The organism is Clostridium sp. FP2 (genome assembly GCF_011065955.2).
Lineage (GTDB): Bacteria > Bacillota > Clostridia > Clostridiales > Clostridiaceae > Clostridium_AD > Clostridium_AD tagluense.
On the sequence record NZ_JAAMNI020000001.1, the window covers coordinates 4,735,746 to 4,750,348 of the forward strand.

General features: G+C 32.8%; 10 protein-coding genes and 1 pseudogene. 1 reads left to right on the forward strand and 10 read right to left on the reverse strand.

Annotated features, from left to right (window positions below):
- Nucleotides 1-21: 21 nt before the first annotated feature.
- Together G9F71_RS22290 and cutA are read right to left on the reverse strand one after the other, a co-directional pair.
- Nucleotides 22-773 (reverse strand): annotated as a pseudogene (locus G9F71_RS22290) (AAA family ATPase).
- Nucleotides 774-795: 22 nt separating this feature from the next.
- On the reverse strand, nucleotides 796-1,128 hold the full coding sequence (gene cutA, locus G9F71_RS22295; protein WP_164950657.1) for a divalent cation tolerance protein CutA: 333 nt from the start codon (nucleotides 1,126-1,128) through the stop codon (nucleotides 796-798).
- Nucleotides 1,129-1,294: 166 nt separating this feature from the next.
- On the opposite strand from cutA, the gene G9F71_RS22300 reads away from it, so the two are divergent.
- Nucleotides 1,295-1,939, forward strand: a complete 645-nt coding sequence (locus G9F71_RS22300; RefSeq protein ID WP_164950656.1) for an HAD family hydrolase — start codon at nucleotides 1,295-1,297, stop codon at nucleotides 1,937-1,939.
- Nucleotides 1,940-2,090: 151 nt separating this feature from the next.
- Here the strand turns inward: G9F71_RS22300 and G9F71_RS22305 are convergent, their stop codons facing one another.
- The 8 genes from G9F71_RS22305 to G9F71_RS22340 form a co-directional block, all read right to left on the reverse strand.
- Nucleotides 2,091-2,507 carry a YjdF family protein gene (locus tag G9F71_RS22305; protein WP_164946717.1) on the reverse strand — a complete coding sequence of 139 codons (417 nt, stop codon included), beginning with the start codon at nucleotides 2,505-2,507 and terminating at the stop codon, nucleotides 2,091-2,093.
- A 213-nt stretch (nucleotides 2,508-2,720) separates the two neighbouring features.
- Nucleotides 2,721-3,041: a carboxymuconolactone decarboxylase family protein gene (locus G9F71_RS22310; RefSeq protein ID WP_164946718.1), complete on the reverse strand. Its 321-nt coding sequence runs from the start codon at nucleotides 3,039-3,041 to the stop codon at nucleotides 2,721-2,723.
- Nucleotides 3,042-3,084: 43 nt separating this feature from the next.
- A complete protein-coding gene (locus tag G9F71_RS22315) occupies nucleotides 3,085-3,609 on the reverse strand; it encodes a PadR family transcriptional regulator (protein ID WP_164950655.1) in 525 nt (174 codons plus the stop codon).
- A gap of 150 nt (nucleotides 3,610-3,759) precedes the next feature.
- On the reverse strand, nucleotides 3,760-4,407 hold the full coding sequence (locus G9F71_RS22320) for an HAD family hydrolase (RefSeq protein WP_164950654.1): 648 nt from the start codon (nucleotides 4,405-4,407) through the stop codon (nucleotides 3,760-3,762).
- Nucleotides 4,408-4,542: 135 nt separating this feature from the next.
- Complete coding sequence (locus G9F71_RS22325) at nucleotides 4,543-5,751, reverse strand: nuclear transport factor 2 family protein (protein ID WP_164950653.1); 1,209 nt, start codon at nucleotides 5,749-5,751, stop codon at nucleotides 4,543-4,545.
- A gap of 973 nt (nucleotides 5,752-6,724) precedes the next feature.
- The gene (locus tag G9F71_RS22330) at nucleotides 6,725-10,660 is read right to left on the reverse strand and encodes a glycosyl hydrolase family 18 protein (RefSeq protein ID WP_164950652.1); all 3,936 of its coding nucleotides are present in this window, start codon (nucleotides 10,658-10,660) and stop codon (nucleotides 6,725-6,727) included.
- Nucleotides 10,661-10,704: 44 nt separating this feature from the next.
- Nucleotides 10,705-13,611, reverse strand: coding sequence for a cellulose binding domain-containing protein (locus G9F71_RS22335; protein WP_164950651.1), 2,907 nt, complete (start codon nucleotides 13,609-13,611; stop codon nucleotides 10,705-10,707).
- Between the two features lie 144 nt (nucleotides 13,612-13,755).
- Nucleotides 13,756-14,547, reverse strand: a complete 792-nt coding sequence (locus G9F71_RS22340; protein WP_164950650.1) for a flavodoxin domain-containing protein — start codon at nucleotides 14,545-14,547, stop codon at nucleotides 13,756-13,758.
- Between the last annotated feature and the right edge of the window lie 56 nt (nucleotides 14,548-14,603).

The following is a 14,603-nucleotide window of genomic DNA, read 5'->3' on the forward strand; positions in this document are numbered from 1 at the left end:
TCACCAAAATGCTCATTATTATTAATGATTCCCTTCCATCAAAATATCAAGCATCCTACTCCTATTATTAATAAAACTCTTCATTATTTGATAGTTTTCAGTTTCCTCATATGCAACAACTTCTATCTTTTCTTTTATTTCATAAATAGTTGATTCAGGATAGGCCATTATAATTGGAGAATGAGTTGCAATAATAAATTGAGAACCCAACTTAATTAATTCATTTATCCTTGTAAGCATAGACATTTGCCTTGAAGGAGATAATGCAGCTCTGGTTCGTCTAGTATATACAGCCCATTACTGCCAAACCTATTCATAAATACAGCAAAGAAAGACTCTCCATGAGATTGTTTATGTAGTGATTGTCCTCCGTATGAAGAGACCAGCCCTGGCCTCACTCTCTCAAGTTCATCAATATTTGTTGCAAGATTATAGAAACTCTCCGCTCGCAAAAAAAATCCATTCTTAGGCTTTTTAACTCCCTTAACTAACTTTATATATTTGTATAATTCTGAGTGCGTATCCATAGATGAAAAGTTGAAATTAATTGTTCCACCTTCAGGATTAAAGCCATAGGCAGTTGCTATGGCCTCCAAAATCGTTGATTTACCCGATCCATTTTCCCCTACAATAAATGTTACTTTTGGATGAAACTCTAAACTTGATAGTTTCTCTATGGCAGGTAAGCAGAAAGGATATTTTGAAAAAGATTCTATATCATCTTTATTAAGTTGTATGCTTCTTAAATATTGACTACACTCTAACAACCCCATATTCATCCTCCTATTTAGTTTTCTATTCAAACAGTTCATTTACAATTGGAATAATATTGATTAATGGTTCTTCATAAGGATGAATTTCTTTAATAACCTTAATGACATTTTTAACGTATTCTTTTTTACATCTTATCTCAATCTTACATTCTTCACCTTCACATACTTTACCTATTTCACCATTGAAAGGATTAGAGCCTTCTAAGGGTCTCCAATATCCTCTGACATTTGTTATAGATATAACATTATCATAATTTCCAATCCTACAAGCATTCACTTTATTCAGTTCATCTCTTAATCTTATTACATATTCTTCTGGAACATATATTTCTATTTTCACTTCTTTAAATTCCATACCCACAATCTCTCCTTTTACTCTTTTAAATTTTCATAATTTCATTCAAATATAATTTATATTATAGCACGTATTAGTAATATCCTTACATATTACAAAAGCCAAAAGTTCATGTTATAATGTAATTATTAATCCATTTCATGGTTAATGAGGGGTAGTATACGGCATGAATATTTTAAATTCAGGATACAAACATATAATATGGGACTGGAATGGTACACTGCTTGATGATGTAGAAGTGGTGATAAATGTTATGAATTCACTATTACAAAAAAGAAAAATGCCTGTAATTAATAAAGAAAGATATTTGCAAATCTTTGATTTTCCTGTGATTAATTATTACACAAAGTTAGGTTTTAATTTTTCATTGGAACCATTTGAAAAAATTGCAAATGAATATGTGGAACTATACAGAGATGCCTATGGAAGCTGCAATTTACAACAAGATGCGCAAAAAATATTAAAATTAGTAAGTGACTCTGATATAACTCAATCTATACTTTCAGCATCACAACAAATTTACTTAGATGAATCTATTGATTTTTACAAAATCAATGATTTTTTTGTTAAAGTTGTTGGTTTAAATGATCATTATGCTGTGAGCAAGGTTGAAAATGGAAAAAGGTTGATTCGAGATCTTTCTCTTAACCCAAAAGAAGTGCTTTTAATTGGTGATACAGTTCATGATTATGAGGTGTCAAAAGCTATAGGTTGTGATTGTTTTTTAGTAGCCTGTGGCCACCAGCATTTAGATAAATTTAAAAATTATGATGTACCAGTATATAATTCTTTAAGTGATCTTATACTTTAATAATTACAACGGCCTCCACAAATAATACATTTTTAATCAAAACATGAAGGAGTATGTGGGGGATTATCCCTACATACTCCTTCATGTTTTTGAGCACATTTTATTCTCCAGTGAAATATCTTGTAATACCTACCATAGATTTTTCTACTTATTAGTGACCCCTATGCTTACTTTTCTTATTTTGTTGTCTTGATTCATATTTTCTTTGCTTTTCTTCTTCTTTTTCTTCTCTTGAAACTATCTTTTTTTCTGTTTTGTTTATCTCATGTTGTAGTTGCATAGCAAGTTGAGCTTTTGTACCTATCCCTTTGTTTTCCATTTCTTTTTTTATTTCTCTTTGGTATCTTTTAGGATTTATCCTTCCTTTTTCAACAGATTCAATACATAAAGGACTACTAAACCTTAAATTATAAAAGTTTTTTAATATAAAATCAAACACTTCATAATCTTTTGGTTCAGCCCCAAAGGTAATCTTAGATACTTCATATTTTCCACCATAGACCTTTTCAAATACTCCTACCCAAAATCCCCCTTCAAAAAATACATTTAATTTAATACTAATTTCCATTTAATACTTCCTCCTGCTTATTAATCTTTACTAAAGAGAGTGGACGACCCCAGGAGGGAAGGATACTGCTACCTATAAAACAATAGATAGGTTCGGACTACCAACCGAAGCTGTGATTTTATCTCTATTTAAACCATATTACTTTATTTTGTAGATTGAAAAAAAACGCTTTAAACCCTTTTTAACTTTTTTAAAAGTTCATCATATCTAATCCTATTCATTATCATACGCATTTATGGCTATTGGCAATGCTTGAATTACTATATTACCTACTGCAGGCAGTCCAACCAAAACAGCACTTATTATTTCCTCTCTTGTGGCTCCAAGTGATTTCGCATGTTTAACATGGAAAGGTAGCCCTCCCTCAAGTCTTGCCGAAGCTAGCACTGCAATGTATGCCAACTCCTCTGTTTTTGAATCTAGTTTACTTATAGCATCTAATTTTTGTACTGTTTCCATCCATATCTTTTGATATTCTGGTGCTTCCTTAATAAAAGTTTGGAATGCGTTACTTACTGATGACATATCACTCATTACAACTTCCTCCTCATAATATATTTAAATATTTATTATTTCTTTAAAAGTTCTCACTTATAAACTCTTCCAACCATGAGATTTCAGTATCCAAAAATGCTAATGGTCTTTCAAATAATGCTTTTATATGCGGCCTTTGCCTCGCTGTAGGATGCTGATTATATCTTTCAAGTAAAAATTCTTTTCTCTTAATTAAATTTTCTTTGTGATTAGTTAAAGCTTCCTTTAATTCTTCTTTTATTAATAAATAGGAAAACAGCATACCTATGTCAAATTCACTTGGATCACTGTTATATTCACTTATCATCTTGATAATCTGCTCTTTAATAAGTACTTTTGTTTCATCCTTGATCGAATATACTTTCCTCTTAGGTGAACCATATTCTTTTTCGTATTTTGAAACTATATACCCATTCTTTTCAAGTTTGTTTAAAGAATTATAGATTGATGAAAATCCAATATTGGTCCACCCTCTCATATTTCTTTGTTCTATTACAGTTTCAAATTCATACCCATAATAATCTTTGTCACATAAAAGAGATAAAAGTATGACTTCAATCTGCGTCATTTTCTCTCCTCCTTTGCTATTCTAATAATAGAATAGCATTATATGAAATATATGTCAATATTATATGTTGATTAATGTAGCTATCAATATATCATAAAGGATTGCAGTGGAATTATCCCTGCAATCCTTCATGTTTTTGAGCAAACTTTATCATTTTGGGTCAGTATTTGTTGTTTGCGTACACTTTACTACATCTGATATTTCTTCAATGATATAGTCATATGCATCTACTTCACCAAATCCATAGCTAGCAAATACAAAAGGTATATTTGCGAGTTTTGCAGCATTACAATCTCCCTGCGTATCTCCTACGTATACAGGGTGTTCAAGATTATTTCTCTTCATAATAACCTTAATGTTCTCACCTTTTACTAAACTTGAATTTCCTGCACATTCAAAGTCTTCAAAATATTTACCGAGCTCATGATATTCAAGGAAGGCTTCTATATATCCACATTGGCAGTTACTTACTATGAATAACGAATAACTTTTAGATAGCATTTGTAAAATACTTTCTAGGTCTTTATAGAGCATACCACCTTCCTTTAGAAGTAGTTTTCTTTCTTCTTCACAGCAAAGTTGCAAAATCTTTGTTTGTCCTGCTTCCTCTAAATAAGGGAATAGTTTAGCGCCTATCTGCTTAACCTGTAGCCCCATAATACTTTGCATTACCTCTCGTGTAATAGGACTCCTAATCTCTTTATTATTTTGGCATACCTTATCCCAAGCTTTTAGCACTGTGTCAGTTGAATCCCAAAGCGTCCCATCCAAATCAAAAATAATCGAATCTATATCCATTGTTTATCTCCTCTATTTCAAATATATATTTGTAAACTTAACCCCTAAGAAAAATTCCATTTTATGATATAACCCCTCAGCTGGATTACCCATAGTAATCCATAATATTATTACTGGGATATTTTATTTATTTTTTTATTCTACTATTGAAGCTGCCTCTGTCTTCCCTTCAAGAAACCAACTAAATGGAAGAGAAAATTGAAGATATTTGAATACCCAATTTTGCTTTTCTCGAATAAGTACTGCTTCAAACCTAAATGGCCAAACATATTCTTCTCCTCTAGCATTTTCCTTGAGGGTGCCTGCAATTCTCCTTCTTATATTAAAAAGCTTATCCTTATCATCTAAATCACTTGTAAATATATTCTTGATTATATCTACAGTATTATCAAAAGCACTATTTTCGGAAATTGTCTTTTTCATAGTACCGTGAGTGACTATCCAAACTACATCTTCGTTGGAATTAATTAAACAATCCTCATAATCTAATTGCATTTCATCGTAGCATGCTCTATGATTTTCTATCAATCTCTTTATTTCCTCTTGGTTACTATAAACTGTTTTGTCTGTATTAATAATTAATGGATTCTCCGTGAAATATTTACTAGCTATTGCACTTATCTCCTTATTGGCTTCCAAGTATTCATTATTAAAAGCTTTTAGAAGATTTAATATTTCATCTTTATAAACTAATGTATTATTAATAGAATACTCCTTCATTTTGTCTCCTTCTGCATTAAAACTCTCTATATCACCAGAAATATTATCAATTCGTGCATCCGGCATATATCCCACTACTGGCAGTGAAAATTGCATTTGTTTTATTATCCATCGATTTTCTTTCTTGATTAGCACAAAGGAAATACGCAAATCCCATAAATAATGTCTTTCCTCACCATCCCATTTATTTAACAAATGACATAGCTTCCAATTAATTTCAGTTAACTTTACTTTATCAGGTTTTTTGCTATCAGAAGAAACTCCATCAAAATATTGCTTAATATAGCCCAAATGCCGTGTATAAGTATCCTCATTACTATAAAAAGAATATTTAATTGTACCTGTAGTGTGGATTAAAGCTGTGTTCCCAAGTGGTATTATAGTAGCTTCATCAGCCTTAATTCTCAAATCTCCCCAATATTCCCAATCACTTAAAAATATATCTTTAACTTCTGCATGACCTAAACACAATTCACCGCAGCTTGTGCCAAGCACAATTACCTTTTCATCTTTATCAAATAACGCATCCATGAAACTATCAACTTTGCTTACATCTCTTTGTATATAAGCCTCTTCAAATATATTTAATACTTCTCTTAATTCATTATTAATTTCATTTTTCATACATGTACACCCCTTATTAATATGTTTTTGTTCTTTTAGTTTTATATATCCTAATTCAATAATATTTAATAATGAATTTACTTCTCTACATAAACCAAAAAGACTGTAATAAAGCAAAGCCTTATTACAGTCTAAAAACATCTACAATATTTTACATAACAAAATAAGCATGTACTAAATAAATTCTAAGGATTCTGTAAAGGTATCCAAAAGAGCAATCCAAGTTCTTGCAATATATCTTCTCAACTTAATATTGAAATTTAACACCACTAATAAAACTGGACCTAGCCTGAATTTATAATAGTAAATAAAATGTAAAACAAAGGATTTTAATTTTAGTCCTATAAATTTGACAGTCTCTACTTGCAAATCTCTAAAAGAAGTAAAACAAATAAACCTAATGAATTAGGTAATTTAAAACTCTTTTAATTTTAATTTTCTATTTGGAAAATTAATTAGCAAGTAGTAATAATCATTTTATAGCACCTCCTATGTATTTATGTGTAAATTGTACCTATTTTAGGTTTAAAAGTCAAGAAATTTATCAATTTTAATCCTTTAGATAATACTTTTTCTGGCTTTATAAAGCTGAGTGTCTTTATTGGTGCTAGTTTTAAATAAAAATTGTCCACAATGAAACCCAACTTTATTAGTCTAATGTGGATAACTACGTTAATAGCTTTACTATATTATGACTATTTGATATGTTTCATCAAGTTTAATTGATATTGGCTTAAGTTTTTCATCAAGTAAACTACTTAAATCTTTTAAAATATTTTTCTGATGTTAGTTATAAAAAAGTTTAACTAAACTCCACCATATCCTTATGGGATTGACCCTATTATATATAAAAATTGCTCCCAGCTTCGATTAAACTTTTTTACAAACAATCAAACTTTGTTTTAAATTATCAAACTTTATTACAAATAGTCAAACTTTTTTATAAAGTTACAACAGTCCCCTAATAATTATGCTATTTTTCCTGCCACAAAGATGCTACTGCAATTGGATCCCAGCCTTGAAGCGAGGTATGCCCTTGTAAGCATTTGTAGTTTTGTCCTGAATATGAAACTATATCTCCTGTCTTATACGATACTCCAGGTGTCCAAACTGGGTATACCTGACCTATTACTGTTCCTGTTACAGTTACAGTTACTTGATTTGATGTAATGGTTTTTGTTCCATCAAAAAGCTCTACTGTATAAATATAAGTTCCTGGTTCTTTGCTGGCAACTTGCTGAGTTAAAGTTGCTTGTAAAGTTTGAGGCACTATTATGCCACTTGTAATTACGCCTGTACTATCTTTAAATTTATATGAACTAGCAGTATTATATCCTGGCACTGCAGCTTTCAATGTAAAGCTACCATTAGCTACCGTACTTGCTGAAAGCTCTGCTGCTTTTAATGAATACACTGAACTTAGTACTTCACTATCTGAAACAGTATAGGTTACTGTTTCAGATAACGTAGCACCTGTAGCATTAACAAGTTCTGCCTTATACACATAAGTTCCTGTTGCTTTTCCTTTAAATGATACAGAATCTATTTGCGCATTTGAACCATTTGCTACTAATGGTTTAGTTGAAATTAGCACTCCATTCTCATATAGATTCCAAGAAGTACCATTCTCTCCCCACCACATATTCATAGTTATTTTATACGTTGAACCACCGTTCCAGCTATCTTGACTTAAGCTTGGTTTAGCTGGCAAATTACCTACTACTTTTGAAACCACTACTGATACTTTGTTAGATATAAGTGATACCTTTCCATCGGTTACTACTACTGTGTAATCATAAGTACCTGGTGCCTTACCTGTACTATCATGTACTATTGTTTGTATTGTAGTTTGTCCTGCTACTAATGTACCAGTATTTACTTGCTTAGTACCTTCCATTATTGTATATGAAGTTGCTGTATTATTAGCTGGCACTGTTGCTGTTAGTTTATATTCTCCATTACTTTCGCTTCCTGCAGTTAAAGTTGCTACCTGTAGTTTATTTACTATTGGTGCTATCACTATTACAGTTACTTGATTTGATGTAATGGTTTTTGTTCCATCAGAAAGTTCTGCTGTATAAGTATACGTTCCTGGGTTTTTGCTCGTAACTTTCTGAGTTAAATTTACTTGTGAAGTTTGAGGCGTTATTTTGCCACTTGTAATTACTCCTGTACTATCTATAAATTTATATGAAGTAGCAGTATTATATCCTGGCACTGCTGCTGTCAATGTAAAACTACCATTAGCTACTGGACTTGCTGAAAAATCTGCTGCTTTTAATGAATAAACTGGACTTACTATTCCATCAAAATATGCACGATAGTTAGTTAAAAACTCATAATTACTTTTAGCGTCCCAATTAATTGACCAAGTCATTAAACCTTTAAAGCCTGGATAACCCTTTGCATTTGAAATGGTATATTTACCTCCAAAAGGAATTCCCTTCATTATATAATCTAATGCCTTTTTCATTTCTGTAGGATTTATATATCCGCCACTTGGAGCTGCTAAGGAACATGATGGCAATCCTATCATAACCTGATTTTCTCTTAGCGCTGGAAATATATTATTAGCATTTCCGCCTACTGGGAATCCGTGAAGTAACATATCTGCCATAGCTACCTCATAATCAGCTGTACCTTGATTATAAGTTACACCATCCATTCCAACTCCGCTACCAGCATTGTAATGCTGTACATGGATATAAGTTAATTTATCTTTTACACCGTAAATAATTGGTAAGTAAGCTCCCCAAATATTTCCATAAGAGCTATATCCTCCTTGAACGTATGCAGTTTCAGGAGCCATACTTAGTATGAAATTAGGACTATAGTGCTCTGAAATAGTTCTTATTGCCGTAATAAGATTTACAATTTGTGGTGTGCTTGGATTTTTAAAATCAGTATCCCCGCCATTCAGGGAAATGCCTGACTCTAAATCAATATCGACTCCATCAAAACCATATTTATCTATTAGAGCTTCCAAAGATTTAACAAATTTTTCTTTTGCAGTATTATCAGGTAATAATACTACACCATTTTGTCCGCCTATTGAAAGCACAACTTTCTTTCCCTTGCTTTGCAAATATGCGACGTCAGACTTAAATTCTGACTCTGTACCGTAGCAAGGCGAAAACTCAACTACAGCTCTATCTACACTTGTTTCACCAAAAGATATATTTAGAACATCCCATTTAGTTGAAACATCTCTAAGCTTAACAATTCCTGTTCCGTTATCAAAGTTATGCCAATATCCTACAAGGAGCTTATCACCAGATATTGGTTTTACTACAGGCACTAGTACAGATACTTTATTTGATATAAGTGATGCTGTTCCATCGGTTACTACTACTGTATATTCATAAGTACCTGGTACCTTACCTGTACTATCATATACTATTGTCTGTTTTGTATTTTGTCCTGCTACTAATGTACCAGCACTTACTTGCTTTGTACCTTCCATTATAGTATATGAAGTTGCTGTATTATTAGCTGGCAGTGTTGCTGTTAATTTATATGATCCATTGCTTTCTTCTCCTGCAGTTAAATTTGCTGCTTGTAGCTTGCTTACTACAGGTGCGCTCATTTTATCCCATATTATGGTTGTCATTGGAGATCCCTTTGATAAATTATCATTAGAAGCATCCCATATGAGCATTCCACCATACCCATTGGCATTTACATAATCACATCTATCATTTAATGTCTTTTCATCTTCATAAGTTAAAAATTCACCTTTTGATGCATTATATAAATATACTGCATTTGCTTTAGTATCATAGTATTTATTCCAGCCTGGTGTAGTTTCTAATTGCTTTAATTTGAACCAAGGTTCTTGTCCACCGGGTGAGGATGGGTTATCTATAGAGCCAGTATAAGCTCCAGTTGCTGATTGATATAAACCATCTCCATTTGGTCCTGGTTTAACACCTTTCCAACCTCTTGAATAGAATGGGGATCCCATATTAAGCTTTGATGGAGAAATCTTATAAATATCTCTATATGCTTTCATTGCATAATCTGAGGTATATTTATTCTTTAAATCTGTTGGAGTTGTACCTGAAGGATCTGCAGGATTAACATATAATGCTGCTTGGTGATTAGTAGTTAATTCCCATGCACCATGAATGTCATAGGTCATAACATTCATATAATCAAGGTATTTTTCATATTTAGATGGTTCTACTAACGCCATCTTGTCATAGCCTGCAGCCGCTGCTACAGTTAACATTTTACCTGATAATCCATTTGCATTATATGCAGCTCTTATGTCTTGCAGTAATAATGTGTAATTAACTTTATCTTCTGGACCGCCTGGACATCCTTTATCATATTGATCATTTAGATCTGCCTTTCTATCTATGCCGGGATATTCCCAATCTATATCAATACCATCTATAAATGGGTACTGCTTTAAAAATGCAACAACACTATCTGTAAATACTTTTCTAGTTTGTGCAGTCATAGCCATTGCATGGAAATTTTCTCCTCGTGTCCAACCACCAACAGAAACAAGCACCTTCTTATCTGGATATATACCTTTATAATACTTATATTCTCCAAAACACCCTTTCAGCGGAGAATCCCACCCTCCTGAATGCTCCATTGACTTCTCATAGTCTGCAAAAGTATCTATTGAAGTAATCTTAAAATCTTTACTTACTGAGAAAAATGAATGATTAACTATATTAACTTTTGTCCATGGTATATCCTTTGGTTGCATTGATTGATGCGCAGCATTGTACATTGCCCAATTAGGAAAATAAGTAATTACATTTTTCTGAGCCACTTCTGTCACTGGCTTAATTTCTTTAACCATTTTAGCCTCTACATTTGTTGTTATCCCCGTAGCTATGGTAAACATTAATGCTGCTGTAGTTATCCATGAAATAATTTTAGGTCCTTTCATTAATAAATCCTCCTCATATACTCTGTATTATAGTGTCTTTGACCTTATTTACAAATTACCTTTAGATTATAAGGTTTAAGGGCTCCTATGTTACCTTGACTTGCGCCTGTTAATACTAAAGTTTTACCTTTTCCAATTGCTCCATTCCATGCTTTTGACTTTAGTGTGCAAGTTTTTCCGGAAACAGTTAAATCCCCATCATATACAGCGGTGATTTGCTTATCAAAATCAAACATCACTTGCCAATTACTAATATCTGCATTGGTGTTATTGGTTAATGTTACTTTTATACTAGAGCCACTTCCCCAATCTGAAATCACAGAAAAATCTACCTTTAAACCAGATACAGGAAGATGCGGAGTTACAGCAGCAGAAGTAACAGCTACTTTCAGAATATCGCTTGCTGTTGTTGCATCCTTATTTATTAAACTCATTTTATATTCATATGTTCCTGTTGCTACTCCAGTAAATGGTTGAACAAAACTTTGTGCTAAATCCGTTACGACTCCAGTTTTTATTATTTCGTTGTTTTCGTATAGATTATAGCTTGTGGCATTTGACTTTGCTGGAATTCCCACTGATATATTATAGCTACCATCATTGCTAACCTTGTCCACAGTTAATATTCCCTTAAGTGGATGCGTAATTGGTGGTACAGTATTGTTATTTACAGTAACCGTTAAATTACTGCTTGAGGTTGAACCATTAGCATTAATTAAATCCACAGTATACATATAAGTACCAGTGGGTTTATTAATAACAGGCACGGATAAGCTTTGCGCTGCCGTAGCTACTTGTCCATTTTTCATTTCAATTCCATTTTCATATACTTTATAGCTAGTTGCCTTAGATGAAGCTGGAATATCTACTGCTAATTTATATGTTCCAGTATTAGTAGCATTGTCAACGGAGATTTTAGCAACCAAAGGCAAATCCATAGGAATAGTTTCTGAGCCATCTAATTTAAGTGGATTTTTTAAATATCTTTGAGCTTTAGTAATCCACCAGTAATTATCCGGTGCTGGAGAGCCTACAGCGTCCGTACTTGCTCCAACTCCTGCTCCAAATAATATAGAAATTATACCCGAAGCCTTTGCTTCCTCCATATGTGAACCCCAGGTTACAGTATCCCCCGATACTTTTATTTTAGCGTCCTTTGCTTCACTTTTGGAAAAGTAATTTAATCTGTTTCCTGAACCAGGCTTAAATGAATCTCCAAAGAAATAAGTTGGAGCTGAATCCTCATAATTAGCTACTTCTCCAGTTAAATCAGGAAATCTTCCACCATTGTATGGATTTGGCTCTAGGCTACTATTAATACGGCCTACAGGCAACTGCCATAATATTACCGGCTTCTTAGTTTGTTCATTTAAGGTTTTTGTGTATAACAAATAGTTGTTCCAGATGTCTGAATTCCATAGCCATCTTGAAGAACTAGGATTATCCTTAGCTCCATTTTCATAGCCACCATCTAAACCATATTTATCTATAGAAATAAAATCTGCCCCATTAGATGTTATCCCTGCTGCCATATAATAATTTGCTGTCTCTGTTGCAACTTGCTTTATAATTTTTCTTCCAGCATCCCAGCCAATAAGTTCAGTTTTGTGCAATATTCCTTGTCCAGGAATTTCTGGACCATCATAGGCCCATATGTTAAACTGCCATCCGAAATATGCTGTTTTATAATATTTCCTTACGGTATAATTAATAGCTTGTACTAAGCCATTTACATTGTTACCGAAAGCTGGGTCTTTTGTTTTATCTAAAACTCCTGAAGAGTAAGCAGCATCTACCAACGCTTTAATCTGCTCTGGCTGCTTTCCTGATTTTTGCATCATATAACCTAAAAAGTCAGGTTCAAGTACTAATCCAATTGTTTCATCTCCCCCATATTGGGTGCAAATATCTAATAAAAATTTTAAATCCTTAAAATATCCTTCCATATAGGTTTTATCATTAATGTGTTTAAAATCTACGTCATAACTTTCGTCATTATCTGGAATGTTATAATACACAAAGAAGGGAATCATACCTAGCTTCAAGCTCTCAGCTATATAGCCTTTAGCTCTTGCTCCGTCCTCTGTTGTCCAGGTTCTCCACCCCTTTTCATAACCACCATTTATATAAATATATCTTATGTCTGTACGTTTATTTCTGTCATCACTATTCGTATCCTTCCAAAAGTTTAAATCATTATCTGTATCCTCAGAAACTTGCCCAACAGACAAATATTCTGGCATACCAGGTAAAGTGCCATCGGCTTTTTTTACTCTTATACCAATTTGTCTTATATCACCAGTAGCCCTATCTACTACCTTAATACCACTTCTTCCTGCAGCTAAGCCTTCAAGTCTAAGTATATTCCCATTAACTATTGAAGCTTTTACTGAAGAGGTATTACTTGAATTTACTGTAAAATCACTGTTTGCATTTTTAGCATTAGAAAGTTTGTAATCTTTTATACCCTTAGCAATCGTATGTTGAAGCTTAACACCGATATCATCAACACCATCAATTAATATTTTAGTGTCTCCATCCTTACCTACCTTAACTCCAAATACAGGGCTAGTGCTTGTACCATAACTGTTATTTAATTGTGCGTAGTAATTATAACTACCAGTAGCAGTTCTATTTCGTATAGGCACTACAAAGCTTTGTGAACCAGGCGAATTATCCATTAAAGCGCCTTCACTAACTACCTTATATTCGCCACTAATCCCTAATCTTTCAAATAATTTATAGCTTGTACCATTGTTGCCATACCACAAATTTATGCTGATGTCATAATTGCCATCCACATCTGTACCCCATTGATTTGATGCTAAGGTTGGAACTCCAGGTGTTGCAGCAGCTGCAGCAAAAGTTATTTTTGTTGGCAATAAAGTAACAATAAAAGCTATGATAACTAATGAAGTTAAAATTTTTTTAATGCTTTTTTTCTTTGACATTTTTATCCCCCTATGTTTCTTGATAGTGTTAACATTGTTTTTATTATAAAAATGTAATACTCTCCCTACTTTATATAATTGTTGCATCTAAGCTCAACAAAAGCCCCAAAGTATAGGTTCGCATCAGCTTTGGTAAGACGGTATCTAGTGCCTTTGGGCATGACGTTTAGCCACACGAATAGAATCTTTCCATGTGCCATGTAGATAAATTGATCTTGTTGTACAATAAGATTGACATAATCTACATTGTACACAGTCCAATTCCCTAATTGGAACTGCTTTTTCATACTGTAATTCAAAGATGCCTAACGGACAGTTTTTTAAACATTTGCCACATCCAATACATTTGTTTTGATTGACGGTAACTATATCCCCTTTTAAAATAATTTCATTCTCACCTTTTTTTATTTTATAAACATTAGGAACCCCCTCATTTAATGATTCCATATGTGGTAAAGAAAGATAATCGTCTATATTTTTATATTGAGGAAATAATCCACTTACAAACCGAGCGGCCTTCCTTTGATCACTTTCATTTGGTTTTCCTTTATTTCCTCCACCTACTATAGTAAAGGGTCCGGTACAGTCGTATCCTTTTGTTGAGAATTCACCAATTATTATCCGCCCTTTTTTAGTTAGTAACATTTTTAAAGGTTTATGGTAATTCCCAAGTATAGGTCTCCCATGAGTAGAAAAAACAAATGTAGGTTGTTCATAAAATTCAGATTTAGATATGAATTCCATCAGCATAGAGTTATGCTGGGCGAAAAATATGCCAGAACCAAATCCAATCGTTTTATATTTCTTTAAATCCAAATTCTCAGCCTGTTTTGTATTTACCAAAAGGCAATTCAACTCATCAGCCATAGCGGTGGCGAGTTTTAAAGTGTTACCATTGTACACAGAGTCACAAACAATTAAGACATCTTCATTCATTATTTTACCCTCTTTCAAACTCAATATTGACAGTGTAAATATTGTAGCATGAAATA